The 20,360-nt window shown below is 64.9% G+C and carries 22 protein-coding genes and 2 tRNA genes; 6 read left to right on the forward strand and 18 right to left on the reverse strand.

The window, feature by feature from the left end; translation table 11 throughout:
- Positions 1-8: 8 nt before the first annotated feature.
- The 6 genes from DKM43_RS16140 to DKM43_RS16165 form a co-directional block, all read right to left on the reverse strand.
- The gene (locus DKM43_RS16140; protein ID WP_109799508.1) at positions 9-1,592 is read right to left on the reverse strand and encodes a fatty acid--CoA ligase; all 1,584 of its coding nucleotides are present in this window, start codon (positions 1,590-1,592) and stop codon (positions 9-11) included.
- Between the two features lie 136 nt (positions 1,593-1,728).
- Positions 1,729-2,316 carry an HD domain-containing protein gene (locus tag DKM43_RS16145; protein WP_109799509.1) on the reverse strand — a complete coding sequence of 196 codons (588 nt, stop codon included), beginning with the start codon at positions 2,314-2,316 and terminating at the stop codon, positions 1,729-1,731.
- A gap of 56 nt (positions 2,317-2,372) precedes the next feature.
- The gene (locus DKM43_RS16150; RefSeq protein ID WP_109799510.1) at positions 2,373-3,848 is read right to left on the reverse strand and encodes an MFS transporter; all 1,476 of its coding nucleotides are present in this window, start codon (positions 3,846-3,848) and stop codon (positions 2,373-2,375) included.
- Positions 3,849-3,852: 4 nt separating this feature from the next.
- Positions 3,853-5,532 carry a GMC oxidoreductase gene (locus tag DKM43_RS16155; protein ID WP_109799511.1) on the reverse strand — a complete coding sequence of 560 codons (1,680 nt, stop codon included), beginning with the start codon at positions 5,530-5,532 and terminating at the stop codon, positions 3,853-3,855.
- Between the two features lie 32 nt (positions 5,533-5,564).
- Positions 5,565-6,203 (reverse strand): gluconate 2-dehydrogenase subunit 3 family protein, encoded by a 639-nt coding sequence (locus DKM43_RS16160; protein WP_109799512.1) that lies wholly within the window; start codon positions 6,201-6,203, stop codon positions 5,565-5,567.
- A 150-nt stretch (positions 6,204-6,353) separates the two neighbouring features.
- The gene (locus tag DKM43_RS16165) at positions 6,354-6,671 is read right to left on the reverse strand and encodes an ArsR/SmtB family transcription factor (protein WP_236632630.1); all 318 of its coding nucleotides are present in this window, start codon (positions 6,669-6,671) and stop codon (positions 6,354-6,356) included.
- Positions 6,672-6,806: 135 nt separating this feature from the next.
- Here DKM43_RS16165 and DKM43_RS16170 point away from each other — a divergent pair, with 135 nt between their 5' ends.
- The 3 genes from DKM43_RS16170 to DKM43_RS16180 all read left to right on the forward strand — a co-directional run bounded on the left by DKM43_RS16170 (position 6,807) and on the right by DKM43_RS16180 (position 8,678).
- Complete coding sequence (locus tag DKM43_RS16170; protein ID WP_109799513.1) at positions 6,807-7,730, forward strand: MBL fold metallo-hydrolase; 924 nt, start codon at positions 6,807-6,809, stop codon at positions 7,728-7,730.
- Positions 7,731-7,741: 11 nt separating this feature from the next.
- The gene (locus tag DKM43_RS16175) at positions 7,742-8,527 is read left to right on the forward strand and encodes a sulfite exporter TauE/SafE family protein (protein ID WP_109799568.1); all 786 of its coding nucleotides are present in this window, start codon (positions 7,742-7,744) and stop codon (positions 8,525-8,527) included.
- Between the two features lie 74 nt (positions 8,528-8,601).
- Positions 8,602-8,678: transfer RNA gene (locus DKM43_RS16180), tRNA-Pro, on the forward strand.
- A 55-nt stretch (positions 8,679-8,733) separates the two neighbouring features.
- Here DKM43_RS16180 and DKM43_RS16185 read toward each other — a convergent pair.
- The 6 genes from DKM43_RS16185 to DKM43_RS16210 all read right to left on the reverse strand — a co-directional run bounded on the left by DKM43_RS16185 (position 8,734) and on the right by DKM43_RS16210 (position 14,809).
- A complete protein-coding gene (locus tag DKM43_RS16185) occupies positions 8,734-10,008 on the reverse strand; it encodes a dipeptidase (RefSeq protein ID WP_109799514.1) in 1,275 nt (424 codons plus the stop codon).
- A gap of 49 nt (positions 10,009-10,057) precedes the next feature.
- On the reverse strand, positions 10,058-11,356 hold the full coding sequence (locus DKM43_RS16190; RefSeq protein WP_109799515.1) for an MFS transporter: 1,299 nt from the start codon (positions 11,354-11,356) through the stop codon (positions 10,058-10,060).
- A 74-nt stretch (positions 11,357-11,430) separates the two neighbouring features.
- Positions 11,431-11,922, reverse strand: coding sequence for a MarR family winged helix-turn-helix transcriptional regulator (locus DKM43_RS16195; protein WP_109799569.1), 492 nt, complete (start codon positions 11,920-11,922; stop codon positions 11,431-11,433).
- A 123-nt stretch (positions 11,923-12,045) separates the two neighbouring features.
- The gene (locus tag DKM43_RS16200; protein WP_161554109.1) at positions 12,046-12,702 is read right to left on the reverse strand and encodes a DUF2490 domain-containing protein; all 657 of its coding nucleotides are present in this window, start codon (positions 12,700-12,702) and stop codon (positions 12,046-12,048) included.
- Between the two features lie 22 nt (positions 12,703-12,724).
- Positions 12,725-13,894: an amino acid aminotransferase gene (locus tag DKM43_RS16205; protein ID WP_201739897.1), complete on the reverse strand. Its 1,170-nt coding sequence runs from the start codon at positions 13,892-13,894 to the stop codon at positions 12,725-12,727.
- Between the two features lie 129 nt (positions 13,895-14,023).
- Positions 14,024-14,809, reverse strand: coding sequence for a DUF1134 domain-containing protein (locus tag DKM43_RS16210; RefSeq protein WP_109799570.1), 786 nt, complete (start codon positions 14,807-14,809; stop codon positions 14,024-14,026).
- Positions 14,810-15,042: 233 nt separating this feature from the next.
- Here DKM43_RS16210 and DKM43_RS16215 point away from each other — a divergent pair.
- Positions 15,043-15,135, forward strand: a tRNA-Ser gene (locus DKM43_RS16215).
- 266 nt (positions 15,136-15,401) lie between these two features.
- On the opposite strand, the gene DKM43_RS16220 is transcribed toward DKM43_RS16215, so the two are convergent.
- The 6 genes from DKM43_RS16220 to DKM43_RS16245 all read right to left on the reverse strand — a co-directional run bounded on the left by DKM43_RS16220 (position 15,402) and on the right by DKM43_RS16245 (position 19,829).
- Positions 15,402-15,770, reverse strand: coding sequence for a hypothetical protein (locus DKM43_RS16220; RefSeq protein WP_109799518.1), 369 nt, complete (start codon positions 15,768-15,770; stop codon positions 15,402-15,404).
- Positions 15,771-15,779: 9 nt separating this feature from the next.
- Positions 15,780-17,048 carry a Y-family DNA polymerase gene (locus tag DKM43_RS16225; protein ID WP_109799519.1) on the reverse strand — a complete coding sequence of 423 codons (1,269 nt, stop codon included), beginning with the start codon at positions 17,046-17,048 and terminating at the stop codon, positions 15,780-15,782.
- Entirely contained in the window at positions 17,048-17,467 is a 420-nt protein-coding gene (locus DKM43_RS16230) for a LexA family protein (protein ID WP_109799520.1), read from the reverse strand. The genes DKM43_RS16225 and DKM43_RS16230 overlap by 1 nt, the downstream gene beginning before the upstream one ends.
- 108 nt (positions 17,468-17,575) lie before the next feature.
- A complete protein-coding gene (locus DKM43_RS16235; RefSeq protein ID WP_109799521.1) occupies positions 17,576-18,199 on the reverse strand; it encodes a plasmid pRiA4b ORF-3 family protein in 624 nt (207 codons plus the stop codon).
- Positions 18,200-18,273: 74 nt separating this feature from the next.
- On the reverse strand, positions 18,274-18,669 hold the full coding sequence (locus DKM43_RS16240) for a hypothetical protein (RefSeq protein WP_109799522.1): 396 nt from the start codon (positions 18,667-18,669) through the stop codon (positions 18,274-18,276).
- Positions 18,666-19,829, reverse strand: a complete 1,164-nt coding sequence (locus tag DKM43_RS16245; RefSeq protein WP_109799523.1) for a recombinase family protein — start codon at positions 19,827-19,829, stop codon at positions 18,666-18,668. Before DKM43_RS16245 ends, DKM43_RS16240 begins: the two co-directional genes overlap by 4 nt.
- Here DKM43_RS16245 and DKM43_RS16250 point away from each other — a divergent pair.
- Together DKM43_RS16250 and DKM43_RS16255 are read left to right on the forward strand one after the other, a co-directional pair.
- Positions 19,783-20,040 (forward strand): C40 family peptidase, encoded by a 258-nt coding sequence (locus DKM43_RS16250; RefSeq protein WP_201739903.1) that lies wholly within the window; start codon positions 19,783-19,785, stop codon positions 20,038-20,040. The genes DKM43_RS16245 and DKM43_RS16250 overlap by 47 nt on opposite strands.
- A gap of 82 nt (positions 20,041-20,122) precedes the next feature.
- On the forward strand, positions 20,123-20,317 hold the full coding sequence (locus DKM43_RS16255; RefSeq protein WP_109799524.1) for a hypothetical protein: 195 nt from the start codon (positions 20,123-20,125) through the stop codon (positions 20,315-20,317).
- Positions 20,318-20,360: the final 43 nt, after the last annotated feature.

The raw sequence follows: 20,360 nt of genomic DNA on the forward strand, positions 1-20,360 counted from the left end.
AGGCAGTATCAGTTCACCTGCCGTTCGAAGCCCTGCCAGTAGGGTTCGCGCAGGGTGCGGCGCAGGATCTTTCCTGAAGGATTGCGCGGCAGCGCCGCGATGACATCCACTGATTTGGGCACCTTGAACCCGGCAAGCCGTTCGCGCGTCCAGTCGATGATCGATTGCGGATCGATGGTGTGTCCCGGTTTGGGCACGCAGACCGCCTTTACCGCCTCGCCCCACTTTTCATCGGGCACGCCGATCACGGCGACTTCGAGCACATCGGGATGGCCATAGATCGCGCTTTCGACCTGCGCGGGATAGACGTTCTCGCCGCCGGAGATGATCATGTCCTTGATCCGGTCGTGCATGTAGACATAGCCGTCCTCGTCGAGATAGCCTGCGTCCCCGGTGGCGATCCAGCCATCGGGGCTGAGCGTCTTCGCGGTGGCTTCGGGCAGGTTCCAGTAGCCCAGCATATTGTTTGACGAACGGGTCTGGATCTCGCCGATCTGGTTGGGACCGAGCGGTGTGCCGTTCTCGTCGACCACGCGCACCTCGACACCGGGAAGCGGCTTTCCGGCCGAACGCATCCGCTGGTTGCCGTTCACATCGTGGTCTTCGGGCGGCAGCATGCAGATTGTGCCGGTCGTCTCGGTCATGCCGTAGGCCTGAATGAACTCGGCCTTGAACATGGCGATGCATTCGCGCAGCAGCATGAGCGGGATCGGCGATGCGCCATAGATGATGTATTTGACGCGGCTGAAATCGGTGCGCGCGCAATCGGGATGGTTGAGCAGCATCTGCAAGGCCGCGGGCACGATGAAGAAGCGCGTCACGCCCTTGTGTTCGACCGCATCGAACACCGCGCGCGGCTCGAACTCGGCAAGGATCACCGCGGGGAGGCCCGCCCCCACGGCCATGACCCCCAGCCCCGTGCCGCCGATGTGCGCGCAGGGCATGGCCACGAGGATCGCCTCGTCGTCGGTCATGGTGGTATAGGGCTGCTCGCTGCCCAGCGACTGTTTGCGCAGGCCGAAGAGGTTGCGGTTGGACAGGACCGCGCCCTTGGGGTTTCCGGTCGTGCCTGATGTGTAGAGTTGCAGGACGGCATCGTCAGGGCCTGCGGGCGCAAAATCGCAAGGCTGCTGCCGGTCGATCCACTCCCACGCCTGATCCTGCGTGAATACGCGCCCGACGCCGGGCAGCGCGGCAAAGGCGTCGGCCATCGCCTCGAACCCTTCGCCAAGGAACACGGCCTTTGCCTGTGCATCGCGCGCGATCCATGTCGCCTCGGCAGGAGCAAGCCGCCAGCCGATGGGCACCATGACCACGCCGACGCGCGCCGCGGCAAAGAACAGGGTGAAATAGAGCGTGCTGTTCTTGCCGAACCAGGCGATGCGATCACCCTTGGCGATGCCGAGCTGGGCAAAGCCGGCGATGGCCTGCGCCGTCACCCCGTCGAGCTGGCCGAAATCGAGCGTCCGGTCGGGGCCGTCGAGCGCGATGCCGCGCGGGCGATCTTCGGCCCAGAACCGCAGGAAGGCATCGAAGGTGAACAGATCGGCGGTGCGTTCGGCCGTGCTGGGCCGGGCGGCAGCTTGAGCCATGCGGTGTTCTCCCAAGGGTCTGTCCGGGCGAATTAATCACGCAATTAAGCCACGAGGCAAGCCCGGCAAACGTGACAGAGTGTGTCGGCCGCTGCCGCCGGCGGCAGGCCGCAGCCCGCCGCCGCGACCCTTGTGCTCAGGCCTGCTCCATAGCCTTCTTGTAGACGCTGTTCAGCGGCGTTTCGAACAGGCGCATGACCATGGGTTCGAAGAAGGACAGCGGCAGGCTTTCGTAAGCGGGATCAAACGAGGGGCAATCGTATTTCTCGACGAACTCGGCCGTGGCGGCGGCATGGGGATGCCCGGCGAACTGATCGCGCAGGTTGCGGTCAAGCCCGATGAAGTGGAAGAAATTGTAGCCCTGAAAAATGCCGTGGTGCTGCACGATCCACAGGAGTTCCTCCGAAACGAAGGGCTTGAGGATGGCCGCGGCAATGTCGGGATGGTTGTAGGCGCCCAGCGTATCGCCGATATCGTGCAGCAGGGCCATGACGACATAGGCTTCGTCGCGCCCGTCGCGATGGGCACGGGTGGCGGTTTGCAGGCAATGGGTCAGCCGGTCCACGGCAAAGCCGCCGCAATCACCTTCGAGCAGACGCAGGTGATCGAGCACGCGCCGCCCTCCTTCGCGCGAGTAGGGCTTCAGATGGGCCATGATGGCGTCCCAGTCTTCCTGGGTGCCTTCGGTCATGGTGTGGAACCGGGCGGTCGGCAGATCGTCCATTGCTTGCATCCTTCTCCCCTGCGCCCTTTCCCTGGCGCTGTGGTTCGAAGGCAAGATTATCGGGTTTGCAGCGCTTGGGAAGGGGCCGCAGGGGCAAAGATCACGGAGGGCAGCGACAGCGCGAGGACAAGACAGCCGCCCAGCAGCAGCAGGATCACGCCAAGCGCGGCCAAGACACCTTCCGGACCGTTTGCAGGATCAGGCCCGCCGAGCGCGAAATAGGCGCTGCCGACAAGCGCGATGCCGAAAGCCCCGCCCATTTGCAGCACCGTCTTGAGGATGCCGCTGGCAGCACCCGCGTGCCGCCGGTCGACCCGCGCCAGCGCGATCGGGCTGACCGGGCCGGACATCGTGCCCATGCCCATGCCCGCCAGAAGCAGCGCGGGCAGGAGCAGGCCAAGGCCCGGACCGCCCGCCGCGATCCAGCCGAAAGTGGCGGTATCGGCCACGAACAGGGCGAAAGCCGCGCCCACGAGCAGCCACTTGCCCATCCGCGCGAGATAGCGCCGCCCCAGAAAACCCATGCCGAGCATGACCCCGGCGCTGAAGGGAATGTGGATGAGACCGGTCTGGAGCGGGGTGTAGCCGAGGCGCGATTGCAGCGCGTGGGCAAAGACGAAGAGGAAGCCCGTATTGGCCGCCGCAAAGACCAGCCCGATGAGCGCACCGGTGCGGAACAGGCCATCATCGAGCAGCGCGGGATCGAGAATGACCGGCCTGCCCGCCGCCGCCCGCCGCACGAGGCCGCGCCATGCCGCCCACAGCAGGAAAGGCGATACACCGAGCAGCAGCGCGCTGCCCCGGTCCAGCCCGCCATGTTCGCCGCGCACCAGCGGCACGAGCATGGCCGCCAGCGCGATGCCGAAGGCCAGCGTTCCGGCCACGTCGATGCGCCCGCCCTTGTGCTGCGCCCCGCGCGGCAGAAAGCGCCAACCGGCCACGAGCGCGGCAAGCCCGATCGGCAGGTTGATGAGAAAGACGGTGCGCCAGCCCAGCCCCGCAATGTCGGCGGAAATGAGCAGGCCGCCGATGACCGGCCCGGCAATCCCCGCCAGCCCGCCAATGACGCCGAACCATGCCAGACGGCCGATGCGCTCCACCGGATCATAGAGGATCTGGATCACGGCCATGACCTGCGGCGCCATGACCGCGCCTGCCGCGCCCTGCGCCACGCGCGCGGCGATGAGCAGCTGCGGATCGGCCGCCACCCCGCACAGGACAGAGGCCAGCGTGAAGCCCGCGACGCCCGCAAGGAACATCGCCCGTCCGCCGAACAGATCTCCCAGCCTGCCGCCAAGGATCAGCAGCAACCCGAATGCCAGCGAATAGCCCGCCGCGATCCACTGCGCGGTGCTGCCGCCAAGATCCTGCCCGCGCGCGGCGAAATCGGCCTGCATGGCAGGCAGCGCGGTGTTGATGATCGTGACATCGACGATTTCGAGCACGAGCGCGGTGATGAGGGTGAAGAAGGCGAGGCTCTTCTGCCGTTCGGTCATGCCGGAGATGCCCCCCGGCGCGGCGGTCGTGGCCATCGGCTCAGATCGCGCCTTCGCGCAGCATCCGCACCGCCGCATCGCAGGCCCGCGCGGTCAGCGCCATGTAGGTAAGCGACGGGTTCTGACAGGCGGACGATGCCATCTGCGCACCATCGGTGACGAAAAGGTTGGGAATGTCGTGCGCCTGGCTCCACTTGTTGAGCACCGAGGTTTTCGGATCGTGGCCCATGCGCGCGCCGCCCATTTCGTGAATGGCCATGCCGCCGGTTCCGGGCCGGTCCATCCCCATGATGACCGTGCCGCCCGCAGCCCCCAGCATTTCGGCGGCATCGGCCTTTGCCTGAGCGAGCGCGGCCTCTTCCTCCTTGCCGAAGGCGAACTGGATGCGCAGTTGCGGAATGCCGAAACGGTCGGTCCGGACGGGATCGAGATCAAGCCGGTTGCTGTCACGCGGGATGCAATCGGCAAAGCCCACGAGCACCATGCGCCACATGCCGGGATGGCGCAGCCGATCCTTGAGGTCGGTGCCGATGCCCGCCTCGCGCTTGCCCGCGCCCCAGTTGGCCTGCACGGCACCGCCCTGAAACGAGAAACCGCGCGTGTGGCCAGCGCCGTCCATCGTGTCCATGTTGCGGTAGCGCGCCACCACGACGCCTGTGGGACGGTTGCCGAAGCTGGTGCGTGCGCTGAACTGCGGGAACAGGGCAATGGCCGAAAGCGTGCTGGCATGGTCCATGATCTGCGTGCCGAGCACGCCGCTGCTGTTGGCAAGACCGTGCGGCGCGGCCTCGCAGCGCGAATTGAGCAGGAGGTGGACCGAATTGAAGGCGCCCGCATTGAGGAACACGAGCCGCGCCGTGGCACTGGCACGGGTGCCGTTGGCAGTGTTGACATAGCGCACGCCGGTGACGCGCCGCGTGCGGGGATCGAAATCGAGCGCCTCGACCACGGCATCGGTTACGACCGTGAGGTTGCCGGTGGCCTGCGCGGCGGGCAGCGTGCTGGACTGGGTGGAGAAATAGGCCCCGAACGAGCAGCCTCGCGCGCAGATAGACCGGTTCTGGCAGGCAGAGCGGCCTTCATCGGGCTTGGCCACGGTCAGGTTGGCGGTGCGGCCAATGGTGAGGCAGCGGCCGAACTTCTCGGCCAGCGTGCGGCGCACGTGCTGTTCGACGGCATTGAGCGCCATGGGCGGCTGGAAACGCCCATCGGGAAGCTGGGGCAGCCCTTCCGCCGCGCCCGAAACACCGATGAACTCTTCCACCTTGTCATACCACGGGGCCAGATCGGCATAGCGGATCGGCCAGTCGGTGCCGTGGCCATCGCGCTTGTTGGCGCCGAAATCGTAATCGGACCAGCGATAGGACTGGCGCCCCCAGGTGAGCGAACGGCCGCCAAGCTGATAGGAGCGCAGCCAGTTGAAAGCCGTGCCCGGTGCGGTGGCATAGGGATTCTCAAGGTCGTTGACGAAGTGGCCCTGCGTATATTCGGTGAAGTGCCGGTTGAGCATCTGCACCGGGTATTCGCGCGCGAAGAGCGCGGCATCGCCGAGGCCCCGGAACGGCATGTCCCACGGGTCTTTCATTTCGGTTTCGTATTCGCCGTGGACGATCGGGCGGCCGCGCTCGATCATCAGAACCTTGAGGCCGGCCTCGGTCAGTTCCTTGGCGGCCCAGCCCCCGGTGATCCCCGAACCGACCACGATTGCATCGAATTGCATGATGTCCTGCCTGTCTGTTCAAAGCGCCGGTTTCAGCCGAAATCGACGGCGGTCCAATCGTTGGAGATGGCCCGGAAATCCGGCGTCAGCGGCAGATCGGGATCGAAGCGGCCCGGCACCGGCTCATAGCGCAATTCCTGCGCGCCGCCCGGCTCGCTGGTGTAATAGCCCGCAAGGATCAGCGCCTTGACCGGCCGCCACGGGCTTTGCGCCGCGCGGCTGGCAAAGGCGGCGGCATCGAGCGCGGACAGCAGGGCATGGCGCTCTGCCACGGGACGCGCAAGAAAATCCCCGCCCGCCGCGGTATCGAGCGTCTTTTCCAGCCATGCGACGTGGCGGATCGAACCATCGTTGCGCAGGAACCGCGCATCGGCGGGATCGGACGGTGTGAAGGGGCGGCGCGCGCCTTCGAGCCCGTGGGCCAGCGCAACAATTGCGAAATCGCCCGCCCCGACATCGCCCGCGCCGGGCGTGGCCGTGCGTGGAATGACAAGCTGCGCCACTTCGCGCAGGAGCGCGCGCTGGCGATCGGTGGGGGCATCGGCGGGATCGAGCCGGGTCAGGCTGACGGCCGCCGCCGGAACACCAAGCGCGAGTGCGACAAGCGCGGCAGCGCCCAGAAAATCACGCCTTTGCCAGCCGCGCGGTTCGGCTTTCCGATCGCCCTGCATGAGGCCCGCCCTCTCCCTTGCAAACATTCTGTGAGCCGCGCGCCGTCATTGGCACGGTTCATATAAGAATGATTACTCTAATTTTATCCTGAGGCGCAAGAGGGCGTTTTGCCGCGAGATGGCCACGCGCCAGGGATCATCGGGAAAGGTTCAGCAGGAGCCGCGCTTTTCGCAGATCTCGCACAGGGAATGGATGATGGCGCGCACGACCTCGTCGGTCAGGCGATAGAAGCGCACCTGCGCCGCCACGCGGCTGCCCACCACGCCTTCTTCACGCAGGCGGGCCAGATGCTGCGACACGGCCGACTGCGACAGGCCGGTCAGTTCGACCAGTTCGCTGACCGAAACCTCGCCCTCGTCCATGCGGCAGAGCATGATCAGCCGTTCCGGATGGCTCATCGTGCGCATCCGGCTTGCCATCTGGGCGGCATTGTCCTTGAGTTCGGCAAGGCTGGCTGGCTTCATCATTTTCAGCAGATAGCGAAGAATGCCCGTGGCACAAGGGCCGCTCCGCCATCCGCATCGACAGGGAGAGCTTGCTTTAATCGCAATTCTCTTATATTATTTATTTGTAATATATCGTCCGAGTCGCAGGAGAAACCCGTGCACGATCCTTCTCTTTCCGCAGCCGCCGCGCAGATCGAGGCAGCCCGCGCCTCTGGCCATGTTCCTGTCGTCAAAACCTTTTTCGACGAACCTACGTTTACCGCAACCCACGTGGTGCACGATCCGGCAACGCGCCGCGCGGCCATCGTGGATTCGGTTCTGGACTTCGATCAGGCATCGGGCCGCACCAGCCACGCCTCCGCCGATTCCGTGATTGCCTATGTGCGCGCCAACGACCTGACGGTGGACTGGCTGCTGGAAACCCACGCCCATGCCGATCATCTTTCCGCCGCGCCCTATCTTCAGGAGCAGCTTGGCGGCCAGATCGTGATCGGCGAGGCGATTCGCACCGTGCAGGACGTGTTCGGCAAGGTCTTCAACGAAGGCCCGGCCTTTGTCCGCGACGGCAGCCAGTTCGACCTGCTGATGGAGGACGGGCACCGCTTCGCCATTGGCGGGATCGAAGCCATCGCGCTGCACGTTCCGGGACATACGCCTGCCTGCCTTGCCTATGTGATCGGCGATGCGGCCTTCGTGGGCGATACCCTGTTCATGCCCGATTACGGCACCGCCCGCGCCGATTTTCCCGGCGGCGATGCGCGCACCCTGTTCCGTTCGATCCGGCGGCTGATGGAACTGCCGGCGCAAACGCGGGTGTTCCTGTGCCATGACTACAAGGCCCCCAACCGCGATACCTTTGTCTGGGAATCCACGATCGGTGCCGAGCGCGCAGGCAATATCCACGTGCATGAAGGCATCGCGGAAGATGATTTCGTGGCCATGCGCGAGGCGCGTGACGCAACGCTGGGAATGCCGCGGCTGATCCTGCCTTCGGTGCAGGTCAACATGCGCGCCGGACACCTGCCCGAACCTGAAGACAACGGCGTGCGCTATCTCAAGCTGCCGGTGAACCTGCTGTGAGCGGCCTTGCCCTGATCGCCGACATCCAGCACCTGCTGGCCGCCGCATCGGGCGTGGTGACGGGTTTCGTGCTGGGCCTTGTCGGCGGGGGCGGATCAATCCTTGCGGTGCCGCTGATGGTCTATGTGGTAGGGGTGGCAAGCCCGCACCTTGCCATCGGCACGAGCGCGCTGGCCGTGGCCGCCAATGCCCTTTCGGGGCTGGCAAGCCACGCGGGCGCGCGCAACGTGAACTGGCGCTGCGGCGGCATGTTCGCCGTGGCGGGCGTGGCGGGCGCGCTGGCCGGATCGACCGTGGGCAAGGCCGTGGACGGGGAACGCCTGCTGGCGCTGTTTGCGCTGCTGATGCTGGTGGTTGCCGCGCTGATGTGGCGCGGACGGGCCGACAGCGGCATCGAAGGCGTGACCTGCAACCGCGAGAACCTGCCGAAAGTGACCAGCTTCGGCTTCGGCACCGGCGCGCTATCGGGCTTTTTCGGCATCGGCGGCGGCTTTCTGATCGTGCCTGCACTTATCGCTTCCACGGGGATGCCGATCGGCCGCGCCATCGGCACATCGCTGGTGGCGGTAAGCGCTTTCGGGTTGACCACTGCGCTCAACTATGCGGCGTCGGGGATGCTCAACTGGGGACTGGCGATTGCCTTCATTCTGGGCGGTATTGCCGGCTCGGTGCTGGGCACGCTCCTTTCGCGCCGGCTGGCCGAACGCAAGGGCACGCTCAACACGCTGTTTGCCGGGCTGATCGTGCTGGTGGCGCTTTACATGCTGTTCAGAAGCTGGCCAGCGCTGATCGGATAAGGCCGCGCGGATTTTCCCGAAGGAGCAAATCCGCCTTGCCCTGCACGCCGGTTACGCCTAGGGGCATCGCCAGTCGGGGAGTAGCGCAGCCTGGTAGCGCATCTGGTTTGGGACCAGAGGGTCGTAGGTTCGAATCCTATCTCCCCGACCATCCTTGCATTTCCCCTGCCAGCCTCGGCCGCCCCTTCACCTGTTTTGGCCGGGCGTCAGAAAGCGGTCGGGTTCTCAAGAGGTTCGTCCCGCGCGTGTGAGGCGGCGAAGGCTTCGGCGGCGCGCATTACGCGCAGCAGATTGCGGCTGGACAGCTTTTCCAGATCGGCCTGCGACCAGCCGCGCCGGGCCAGTTCGGCAAACAGCGCAGGATAGGCGGCCACGTCCTCCAGACCGGCAACGGTCGTCTCCACCCCGTCGAGATCGCCGCCAAGGCCGACATGATCCGCGCCGATGAGACGCGCGATGTGATCGAGATGGTCTGCCACATCGCGCAAGGTGCCGCGCGGCATGGGATTGGCCTTGTCCCATGCGGCAAGGGCGGCGCCTTCTGCCGCAGGATCGCCGCGATGGAGCGCCTTGAGCCGGGCCGCCTCGCCATCACGCGCCGCGCTCCACTGGCGGGCCGCCTCCACCACATAGGGCGGATAGAAATTGACCATGACGATCCCGCCGCTGCGCCCGATGCGCCGCAGCGTTTCATCGGAAATGTTGCGCGCATGATCGTTGAGCGCGCGGGCATTGGAATGGCTGACGATGGGCGGCGGCCCGCCCAGCGCGAGCACATCGCGCATGGTCTCCTCGCTGACATGGGCAAGATCGACGAGCATTCCCATACGCTGCATCTCGCGCACGACCTGTTCGCCGAACGGGGTCAGCCCGCCATGCGCGGGAGCATCGGTGGCGCTGTCGGCCCAGGCGGTGTTGCGAAAATGGGTGAGCGTCATGTAGCGCGCACCCAGCGCGTGCATCTGGCGCAGCACGGCCAGCGATCCGCCGATGGAATGGCCGCCCTCCATCCCGATGAGCGAGGCGACGCGGCCCGCCTTCCACGCGGCCTCGACGCAACCGCTGTCCGTGCAGAAGCGCAGGGCTTCGGGGTGGCGCGCGATGAGGCGGCGCATGACATCGATCTGTTCGAGCGTGGCCTGCACCGCCTGCGGTTCGGGCAGGTTGGCCGAGACATAGACCGACCAGAACTGCGCACCGACCCGCCCCTGCCGCAGCCGGGCCAGATCGGTCATCATCGCGGGCCAGCCGCGGTCCGCATCGGCAGTATCGCGGGTATCGGCGAAATCGAACCCGGCAAGGATGTTGCGCCGCCGGTCACGCAGCTGTTCAGGCACATCGTTGTGGCCATCAAACACCGGGGAAGCGCGCAGGGCTGCATCGGCCACCGCTTCGGGAGCGGGAGCGGGTGCGGGAGCGGGCGCGGCGGCGGCAAGAGCGAGGGCAAGCGGTGCGAAAAGGAGCGGCAGAGCGATCTTCATGGCCGCATCCTTGCGCGAAGACGCCCGGCGCTCAAGCGCTTTGCCGCGATCAGAGATCCTTGCGCAGCATCAGCACCATGAGCGCGGCCAGCACCGAACCCATGGCCATGACGATCGACACGCCCAGCAGGCCAAGGCCGGCCTGGGTGAACAGCACCCCGGCAAGGATCGGCGAGCCAGCCGCGCCGATCCGCCCTGCCCCGATGGCAAAACCCGTGCCCGTGGCGCGCACATGGGTGGGAAAGCCCTTGGCGAAGAGCGAATAGAACCCGACGATCGCCGAATTGGTGGTGAAGCCGGTGAGGAACACCGCCGTCTTCCAGCCGCTGAGCGTATCGCTGCCGAAACCGAAGGCGATGACCGCCACCGATCCGGCGAGCAGCATGGCGATGGTTGGCCACTTCAGCCCGAAACGGTGCATGGCATAGCCGAACAGGCCGCCGCCGATGGCCCCGCCGATGTTGGCCCAGACCAGCACGCTGGCCGCCTGTGCCTGCGTATAGCCGAAATCGGCCACGATCTTGGGCGACCACTTGAGGATGTAGTAGAAGGTCACGCAGTGGAACGAATAGCCGAGCGTGAAGAGCATCGTGGTGCCGATCATGCCGGGCTTGAGGATATCGAACACGCTGGGCTTGTCGGCCGCGGCAGGGGCCGGCGGCAGTAGCGATGCCAGCGGCAGCGCCAGCTTGCGCAGCGATGCATTGGCCTTGTCGAGCGCATCGGGATTGCGCCGGGTCACGTAGTAATCGGGCGATTCCGGCACGAAGATGAGGATCAGCGGGATGAACACCGCGGTTGCAATCGCGCCGAACTCGAACACCAGCCGCCAGTCACCGCCCTTCAGCAGCAGACCGGCAATCGTGCCGCCAACCGTTGCCCCGATGGGATAGCCGATGACCATGAGTGCCATGGCCAGCGAACGGCCCTTGAGGCTGGAAAACTCGGCCGTGACGGCATTGATCGCCGCCAGCATTCCCCCGATGCCCAGCCCGGTAAGGAAGCGCCACAGGGCAAGGCCCGACGGACTGTCCGACGTGGTGGCAAGCCACATGCCCGCCGTCATCACCACGAGGCAGCCGAGAATGGTGGGACGCCGGCCGAACCGGTCAGCCGCCCCGCCCAGCAGAATCGAGCCGAAGCCCATGCCCACCAGTTCCATCGAGAGCACGACGCCCAGCGCATCGCGTTCGATCCCCCATTCCCTGGCAATGCCCGGAGCGGCAAAGGCGCTGGAGAGCACATCGAAACCATCCAGCGCGTTGAGCGCAATCATCAGGACGACCGCGATCCACTGGCGCAGGCCCATCGGGGTCTGCTCGATCACCTCGCGCGGGGTCTGTGTCATTCGGTTCTCTTGTCCTCTGCCCTCATGCGCCGCCGGTCCGATCCGCCGCACGGCCAATTGCTATTCCATATAACTTATTCGTGGATTCGCGAAAGCAGTTCGATGAGCTGGCGCACTTCCTTGTCGGTGAAGCGGCTTTTCACCCAGGCTTCGTGTTCGGCAATCGCCTGCTTGGCCCGCGCCAGCATGGCGATGCCTTCGGGCTGGAGGTGGAGCGCCTGCTTGCGGCCGTCCTTTTCCGAACGGTCGCGGCGCAGGAAATGCTTGGCCTGCAAGCGGTTGATGATCGCCATTGTGGTGGCGCGGTCCATCCGCAGGCGCTGGGCCAGATCGGTCTGCGCAATGCCGGGATGATCGTCGACCAGCCAGAGCACCGAGACCTGCTTCTGCGTGAGATCGAGATCGGCAAAGGTTTCGGTGAAGTGGCGCAGGCACGCGCCGTGGGCCAGACGGATATGAAAGCCCAGAATATCGTTGATCGCGCCGATATCGGCTTCCTCTGCTCCCGCCGCGGCAGGGCTTGACCCCGCAGGCGTGATCGCATCGGCAAACCTGTCCTTTATCACTGCCTCATCCCCCGCGCGGCCGCTCTGCTTCGTAGGCAAGGCATACAATAGGAACACCGCCCGGACGCAAGACAATTCGCAGGACAACCCGCGTTTTCATGGGGATTTGCGCCGCCCTTGCGATCAGCGGCGCAGATTCAGCGAGAGATTGGCGATGTGGTTCATCCTGTCCGGGCGGCCATGGCGGTTGACATATTGCCCGCCATATCCCGCCTCGATCCAGATGCCGCGCGCCACGGGGATGCCCGCCCCGGCAAAGACCCGCACCTGATCGAAACCGGCGCGCTGGCCCCAGCTTGTGGTATCAAGGTTCACGAAGGGTTCGGTGTGGACGATGGCCGAATAGCCCTTGCCCAGCGGAACATCGAGCCGCACCTGCTGGCGCAGCCGCCAGCCCATGTCGGCACGCCCTTGGATCCAGCGCTGTTCGATCCGCGTGCGGCTGGCCAGCGTGACCTTGCCCGGCCCTCCCAGCAGCCGCACCGAAAGCTGTTCATAGGCCCGGTGCTCGTCGCTGGCCGTGCCGCCCAAGGGATCGGTGTGGACCCAGGCATAGCCCGCAAAGACGCTGACCGCCCCGCTGACCTGATAGCCAAGCGCCGGGCGCAGGATGATCTGGCTCATCCGCGAGGCGCCATCGGTGAGCCGTCCCTGCGCTTCGGTGAAGAGCAGAACGCCCTTGCCCAGAGAAAAGGTGGAGAACTGCGCGAGCCAGACCTGCTCGTCTTCCTGCGCGGCCTGTGCGGGCAGCGGCAGCAAGAGCAGGGCCAGACCTGCCATGACAGCCGCCGCCCGCATGAAATCAGGCCACGTCAGCGAGCGCGGAAATGAACTTGTCGATATTGCCCGTGGTCAGCCCGGCAATGTTGATCCGCCCGGACCCGGCCATATAGACGCCGTGCCGTTCGCGGATGGCAAGGATCTGCTCGCCCGACAGCGGCAGGATCGAGAACAGGCCGTTCTGAACGCCCAACGGGGCCATGTCGATCGGGCCGACCTTGCCGGCCGCGGCCAGCCGGTCACGCACCCAGCGCATGCGATCGCGCATCTCGTCGAGTTCGGCCAGCCACATCGCGGTGAGATCGGCATCCTCAAGGATCAGCCGGACCGCAGCCGCGCCATGATCGGGCGGCATCGACCACGAAGCACGCGCGATGGTGGCGCCATTGGCCATGGCATTGGCGAGCGCGGTAGCATCCGCCGTCACCACATAGAATGCGCCCACGCGGTCGCGATAGAGGCCGAAGTTCTTGTCGCACGAATAGGCCACCAGCGCTTCGGGCACGAGGCTGAGCACCTTGCGCAGGCCATAGGCATCGGCCTCCATCCCCGCGCCCAGCCCCTGATAGGCAAGGTCGAGGATCGGCAGCACCCGGCGTTCGGCCAGAAGCGGGGCGATCTCGTCCCACTGGGCCTCGGTATAGTCCACCCCGGTGGGATTGTGGCAGCAGCCATGGAGCAGCACCGCATCGCCCGGTTCGGCCTGGGCCAGTGCGGCCTTGAGCGCATCGAGATCGGCAAAGCCATCGGCGGTCATGTGGCCGAAGGTCTTCAGTTCGACACCGACAGCGGCGATGATCTGCGCGTGGTTGGGCCACGAAGGCGTGCCCATCCACACGCGCTTCACGCCCGCGCGCCTTGCCACTTCGACCGCCAGCCGCACCGCTCCGGTGCCGCCGGGGGCCTGCATCCCTTCAACCTTGCTGCGGTCGAAGTCCTTGCCGAAGACATAGGGAATCAGCGCATGGACAAAGCCCATGTCGCCTTCAGGGCCGAGATAGGCCTTGGAGTCTTGCGTTTCGAGCAGCCGGGCTTCGGCGGCCTTGATCGCCTTGAACACGGGAGTATCGCCCTCGGCCGTGCGATAGACGCCCACGCCAAGATCGATCTTGTCGGCGCGCGGATCGGCATTGTGGAGCTTGATGAGCGCCAGCAGCGCATCGGCGGGCTGTGCGGCAAGATTTTCGAGCATGAATCGCGGCCTTCCTCGTGCGGGGAGCAAATGCGGCGGCTCCATGCCGCCGGAACGCCGCCACGGCAAGCCCTGCCGAGCGATTATGAGGCGCACGGGCGCAAAAACGACCGAAACTTGCCGAAAGCGTCAGAATGGCAGCCAGTTCTGCTTGCGCGAGAACTTCATGTAGCCGCCGTTGAGGCCAAGCCGCAGCCCCGCGCCCGATCGCACCGGGATGAGCACCTTGTCGCCTTTGCGCAGATAGCTGACATGAAACCCGCCAACGAGATAGGCCTGCCCCTCGCCCGCGCCGAAGCGGGTGAACAGTTCCTCGGTATCGTAAAGATTATAGACGAGGACGAAGGTGCTGGCCGCATTGGCGCCCAGATCGAAGCCGATCGAGGGACCGGTCCAGTAAACCGGCCGCTCGCCCTCGACCTTGTGATGCAGCGTGCCCGATCCATAGCGCAGGCCAAGGACGACCGCGCCGCCTGCCTCTCGCCCCACGATATAACCGATCGGCTCGCCCTGCTTCTTGAGCAGATCCTTGATGAGATCGGCCAGCCCGGCGGCGCCCTTGCCGAACACGCCTTCGGCAGCGCCGATGAGATCATCCTCGCGGTAGGAGCCTTGCGGCGCCCTGGTGGTCTGCGGCGCGGGCGGCGGGAAGGAATCGGCGGTGCCGGTTGCGGGGGCGGCAGGCACGGCGGCCGGCGCGGATGCCTGCGGATAGGCAGGCTGATCGGCCGGAAGCGCGGGCAGGCTGCCGGGAGGCACCGCCGCCTTGGGCGCGGGCGGCGGGGAAGCCAGATCCCCGTCGATCACCGCATTGGGATCGACCGTCTCGACCTGAGCCTGAACCGGCTGGGCCAGCGCAGCCAGCAGCGCCGCCATGAAAGGAGCCAGAAACCGGGCCGCAAAGCGTTTCGTCATCAAACCATCCCATCCTTCGCACCTGCGCCAGACCGGCGCGGCGCGGGCATCCTTAAGCAGAATCGAACGCTGGCCCAGCGACAATGAACCGGCGATGAGTCGAGTCGGAATTGCGGCCAACCGCATGGAAGAGCCCGGACCGGGCAGGTTTTTCCCGCTGCCGATTTTTCGGCGCACAGGCCCTTGCCGCCCCCCACAACCCTCGCTATAGCCGCGCCTCGCCGCTGCGATCCGGAGACGTGGGTGAGTGGCTGAAACCAACGGTTTGCTAAACCGTCGTACTGGTAAATCCGGTACCGAGGGTTCGAATCCCTCCGTCTCCGCCATTCAACCCATTGGAATCGTTCTATTCCTTGGTCTGGGTTCGAAAAATCCCGTGTGTTTCAAGGGTTATAGGCCAAGGGCTCTCCACCGGGTTCAGCCGGATATGCCCATGCCATGCTCTCTCTAGGCCGATATTCTCCAAAGCTCTCGACTACACAGGTTTCAGTGTAGAGCTTTATCGCGTTGAAAATGATTGGTTTCTTCGCCTTCCTTTTTGCGGTCAGAACCGAGATTCACCTCAAAATCCGTCCCGATTCCAACCCCCTCGTCACAGCCAAGCTTGGGCGATCATCAGCGCGAGGGCCATGATCGTGATCCACGGCCAGGGCGTTGCCCAGGGTGACCGCACCTTAAACTGCTCAAGCTGGGCAATCGCCATCTGAACGTTGGCCTGCTGAAAGTGGAGGTCCTTGAGGGCCGCCTTCATCACGTCGGTCTCGATGTAGGTCGAGGCGTCGTCGGCCAACAGTTCGACCTCCTCAAGCAACCGAAGCACCTCCCGCAGTCGAGGAACTGCGCTCGGATCAGGTGTGCCGAGCATTGCCATCGCCTCTTGATGCTTGCGCTTGGCGAGCGTCAGCATCTGGCTGATGTGTTCGACAGCAGCGTTCGGCAGGTCAGGATCAGCAGCGTCCATTCGGCACTGTTACCCCATCTTCGCAGCTGGGATATCCCCCCATCGGGTCGTGAAGCTGGGCGACAGGTTTTCTTGCCGCATCCGCCATTCGCCGCCCTTGCGGGCCAGCCCCAAGCGGGCCTTGCCGCGACCGAAACGGGAGTTGATCTCGTCCAGCGCCGCCATCAGGCCGTCAGGCTGCTCAATCACGTCAAACAGCGACGCAGGCACCGAGGCAGGATCGCCGAGGTCCAGCAGCAAGACTCCGGCCTTCCTCCAGCCATACCCATCGCGCCAAATGCGATCGAAGATTCGCAGGACGGCATCGGTGATGACGCGGGTGTCGCTGGTCGGGCGCTGAAATGTAGCGGAACCCGACACTGACTTCCGCGCGGCGTTCTGGTCGAATGGGTCGGTCCGAATGAACAATTGGACCGCGCCCGCCACCTGTCCGGCATGCCGAACCTTCTCGGCCACCCGCTCCGCAAAGCTCATCACGGCATCGTGAACCTGCCCCTTGTCGCGGATTGCTTCCCCGAAGGTCCGAGAGCAACATGTCGTCTGGCGCGGCGCTGGCTGGTCGTCGAGCGCATGGCAGGCAATCCCGCGCAGCTCGTGAACCGTTTTCAAGCCGACGATACCCATGCGCTTCCGCACCCAGCCGTCCTGGGAGCAAGCGAGGTCATGGGCCGTGTGGATGCCGCGCTCCTCCAGCATCGCGCTCCAGCGACGCCCAATCCCCCAGACATCGCCAACGGCCGTCTTACGCAGTGCCGCCTCCGTCCATTGCGGGTGATGGCTGAGATCAAGAACGCCGCCTGCCTTGGCTGATTTCTTCGCCAGCCGATTGGCAACTTTGGCGAGGGTCTTGGTAGGGCCGACGCCGATCGATACCGGGATCCCGGTCCACTTGTGCGTGCGGCGCCTCAGGTTCCGACACCAGTCGGTGAGATCGGCGACCGCCATCCGGTCAAGGTCGAGGAAGCATTCGTCGATGCTGTAGATTTCATGGGCCGGCGCCTGCGAGCCCAGCACGCTCATCACGCGCTCCGAGATGTCTCCATAGAGGGCGTAGTTCGAGGAACGGACGATGACGCCATGCTCGTCGACCAGCTTGCGGATCTTGAACAACGGCGCGCCCATCGCGATCCCCAGCGATTTGGCCTCATTGGAGCGGGCGATCACGCAGCCATCGTTGTTGGACAAGACCACGACCGGACGGTCCCGCAAGTCCGGCTGGAACAGCCGCTCACAGGATGCGTAGAAAGTGTTGCAGTCGACCAGTGCGAAGGTAGGCATCAGCGTCCACAGTGACGCCGGATGCTGTGGGTAACGACGCCCCAGATTTCACAGCCATCATCCCGGATGGGCAAGGTCGGGAAGTTTGGGTTCTCTGCCGCCAGTTGCCATGCGCCGTTGACCCTCTGGAGCCGTTTGACGGTCAGTTCGCCGTGCACAACGGCAATGACTATATCGTCGGGCTGCGGGGTGATTCCCCGGTCGATGACGAGCAGATCGCCATCGAAAATCCCAGCGCCGCGCATGGACTCCCCGGCCGCACGCACAAAGAAGGTCGCGGCCGGCCGCCGCACCAGATGCTCGTTGAGATCTAGCTTGCCCTCGATGTGGTCATCCGCCGGGCTTGGAAAGCCAGCCTCTACAGGCGAGCCGAACAACGGCAGTTCGAGCGGGGTGGGATATTCGACGAAGCGCAGCACTTTTCAGGTTCCAGAATGAATGGAACATAAAAAGAACATTGTTGTCGTGATTCGTCAACGGATGGGATGCGCCCGCGCGGTAGACCCGCTACAGGGGTGGCGCTGGCTTCAGTCGTTTGCCGGCTTCAGGATACGCTTGGCTGCCGCATTGCGGCGTGCGGCAATCCGGCCGAGCGCCACCTCGATCGGGAAAACGTCCAGTTCGTCGGGATCGTATTCGTCCAGCCACTCGCTGATCTCGGCATGGTCCGGATGGGATGGATCAGCTCTGGCGTCCAGCATCTCGTAAAAGCCGGGGATTCCTCCGCAATCTTCGGGCGGGCAATCTCGCTCACCGCCAATGTAGCGGGGGTAGGCTTTGCCGGGATCACCGCGACGCACATCGCTGATAACGAGCTCGTGTTCCCAGTTGTCGCCGAAGTCGTAGGTGTAATCGATCGGCGTGGCGCCCGGGCCAATGACGTCACGCAGACGGGTTCGGGAGGCGGGCTTGCGCGGCGCTGTGCCCCAGTCTTCGTCCGTGGGCAGGCCATAGGTCTGACCGCCGATGACGAACTGCCAGAGGTGATAGTCCAGCCATCCCATGGTGACCTGGACGATATCATGCAGGACCTTGAGGGTGATCGAGGTCGGCACTTCAACCTCGCGCCAGATCGGCGGGTCAGAATCCTTGAGCGTGATGCGCAAGGTGGCGATCTCGGTGAAGCTATCGACGGCGCGGACGTTGGTCATGCTGCTTGCGATAGCAAGCCAGGGTCGCCGCCGTCAGCAAAAAGTATGCGTGCTTTCGACCGCGATGCACCCCATCAGGCGTCGAAGCCAAAATGTCGCCGCTGCGCTCCCCACTCGTTGGGGAACGGCGCGGCCAGAGTGGCAAGGTCGATCCCATCGCCCTGTCGGCCGTCAAGAATGGCATCGACGATGTCAGGGGCCAGCAACGTCATGCGCAGGACCCGGGTCAGATAGCTCAGGCCGATCTTTTCCTTCTCCGCGAGGTCGGACACCGAGGTGTAGGCCCCGGTTTCCAGCAGGCGTTTCCAGCGAAAAGCCCGCGCCAGCGCCTTGACCACGGTGTTGTCAGTGCGCGGGCGCTGAAGCTGGGCACCGGCTGGCAGAACCATCTCCTTGCGGCCCCCGCGCTTGGTGATCTGGAACGGAATGTGGATCGACAGTGTCTCGGGAATTGTCACGACCTTGTTCACGCTGCCTCCTCCAGTTCCGGCACCTGCAGTTCGCGGGCCAGCGCATCGAGCCCGTCCACCCGCAGCTTCAGCTCGAGACCGGCGCTGCCAACGATGACCCGGTCGATCAGTAGCTGCACGATCCGGGCCTGCTCGGCCGGGAACAGGTCATCCCACATCGGGTCCAGATTGATCAGGGCCTCCCGCGCTTGAGCTTCGGTCATTGCGGGCGCGTGTTTGACGGCCTCCTTCCATGCGCCGATGATGATTTCCGGTTGCCGGAACACGGCCCGCAGCTGGTTGACGACCGCGCCCTCGATTTCGGCGGCAGGCACGCGCCCCACCGTAGTGGAACCTGCTCCATGGCGGAGCAGCGTCTGGCTGACATAGTAGCGGTAGAGCTTGCCGTTCTTGCAGGAGTGGGTCGGTGAAAACGCCCCGCCATCCGAACCCCAGAGCAGTCCCTTCAGCAAGGCAGGCGTATTGGCGCGCGCACGGTTTGCCCGGGTCCGAGGGCTTTCCTTCGTGATGGCGCGCACCGCATCCCAGAGTTCCTGATCAATGATCGCCTCATGCTCACCGGGATAGCTGTTGCCCTTGTGGACGGCCTCCCCGATGTAAGCTTTGTTGGCGAGCAGGCGATACAGGTAGCCCTTGGTAATCGTCTTCCCTTGCCGGGTCGTGATGCCTCGCTCCCTCAATTCCCGCAGCAGAAGTGTGGCCGAGCCGACATCGCGGAACCGCTGGAAAATGTAGCGGACATTGGCGGCCGCCGGTTCATTCACCACCAGCTTTCGTGCCTGAACATCATAGCCCAGTGGGGGGACACCGCCCATCCAGATGCCCTTGGCGCGACTGGCGGCGAACTTGTCGCGGATGCGTTCGGCGGTCACTTCGCGCTCGAACTGGGCAAAGGACAGCAGGACGTTGAGGGTCAGCCGGCCCATGCTGGTCGTCGTATTGAACGCCTGCGTCACCGAGACGAATGTCACGTCGTTCCGGTCGAACACCTCGACCAGCTTGGCAAAGTCCATCAGGGATCGCGAGAGGCGGTCGATCTTGTAGACCACCACCACGTCGATCAGCCCGTCCTCGATATCGGAAAGCAAGCGCTTCAATCCCGGACGATCAAGGGTGCCGCCGGAAATACCGCCGTCGTCATACTGGTCGCGGACCAGCACCCAGGGATCTGGCCATGTCGCGCTCTATGTCGGCGAAGATTACGGCGCCTACCATGTGCTTGGCGGCAACCAGTCTGATGGCGTGACCATCACCCGGATTGCCAAAGACCGCTGCATTGCCGTGCGCCGGCCGGCCTATCGCAAGGCGCCAGCGACCGCGAAGCCGGTCCAACTGGCTGCAACCGGCACTCTGTCCGCCAACGAGGCCTGATCAGGCCACGACCAATCCGCTGCCCCTTTGCGCAGCCGGACAACCGCCCGCCTTCTGGCGGGTTTTCATTTGGAGAACTGACATGGAAGACTTGAAGCCTTGGTGGACCTCGAAGGCCATCTGGACCGGGATCATCGGCAGCATCTGGGGCGTTGCCGGCGCGATCGGCATCTTGCCGGAAGGCCTGAGCCAGACGGACGTGCTGACCGTCGTCCTGGCGCTGACCGGCATTGGCGGCGTCCTGTTCCGCAAGACGGCGACAACCCGGATCGGCTGAGATCAAATGGCGGGGGCTGCGGCACCCGCCACCCTCCTTTCCC

This window comes from Novosphingobium meiothermophilum (genome assembly GCF_003171715.1).
Classification (GTDB): domain Bacteria; phylum Pseudomonadota; class Alphaproteobacteria; order Sphingomonadales; family Sphingomonadaceae; genus Novosphingobium; species Novosphingobium meiothermophilum.

Excerpts from the sequence above, each read along its gene's own strand:
- DKM43_RS16160 (WP_109799512.1), bottom strand. The coding sequence starts at position 6,203 with ATGCAGGGCGATCGGAAAGCCGAACCGCGCGGCTGGCAAAGGCGTGAT.
- DKM43_RS16210 (WP_109799570.1), bottom strand. The coding sequence starts at position 14,809 with ATGACGAAACGCTTTGCGGCCCGGTTTCTGGCTCCTTTCATGGCGGCG.
- DKM43_RS16190 (WP_109799515.1), bottom strand. The coding sequence starts at position 11,356 with ATGACACAGACCCCGCGCGAGGTGATCGAGCAGACCCCGATGGGCCTG.
- DKM43_RS16145 (WP_109799509.1), bottom strand. The coding sequence starts at position 2,316 with ATGGACGATCTGCCGACCGCCCGGTTCCACACCATGACCGAAGGCACC.
- DKM43_RS16200 (WP_161554109.1), bottom strand. The coding sequence starts at position 12,702 with ATGGCAGGTCTGGCCCTGCTCTTGCTGCCGCTGCCCGCACAGGCCGCG.
- DKM43_RS16225 (WP_109799519.1), bottom strand. The coding sequence starts at position 17,048 with ATGCCTACCTTCGCACTGGTCGACTGCAACACTTTCTACGCATCCTGT.
- DKM43_RS16235 (WP_109799521.1), bottom strand. The coding sequence starts at position 18,199 with ATGACCAACGTCCGCGCCGTCGATAGCTTCACCGAGATCGCCACCTTG.
- DKM43_RS16165 (WP_236632630.1), bottom strand. The coding sequence starts at position 6,671 with ATGATGAAGCCAGCCAGCCTTGCCGAACTCAAGGACAATGCCGCCCAG.
- DKM43_RS16140 (WP_109799508.1), bottom strand. The coding sequence starts at position 1,592 with ATGGCTCAAGCTGCCGCCCGGCCCAGCACGGCCGAACGCACCGCCGAT.
- DKM43_RS16150 (WP_109799510.1), bottom strand. The coding sequence starts at position 3,848 with ATGGCCACGACCGCCGCGCCGGGGGGCATCTCCGGCATGACCGAACGG.
- DKM43_RS16205 (WP_201739897.1), bottom strand. The coding sequence starts at position 13,894 with ATGCTCGAAAATCTTGCCGCACAGCCCGCCGATGCGCTGCTGGCGCTC.
- DKM43_RS16155 (WP_109799511.1), bottom strand. The coding sequence starts at position 5,532 with ATGCAATTCGATGCAATCGTGGTCGGTTCGGGGATCACCGGGGGCTGG.
- DKM43_RS16255 (WP_109799524.1), top strand. The coding sequence starts at position 20,123 with ATGGAAGACTTGAAGCCTTGGTGGACCTCGAAGGCCATCTGGACCGGG.
- DKM43_RS16220 (WP_109799518.1), bottom strand. The coding sequence starts at position 15,770 with ATGGACGCTGCTGATCCTGACCTGCCGAACGCTGCTGTCGAACACATC.
- DKM43_RS16185 (WP_109799514.1), bottom strand. The coding sequence starts at position 10,008 with ATGAAGATCGCTCTGCCGCTCCTTTTCGCACCGCTTGCCCTCGCTCTT.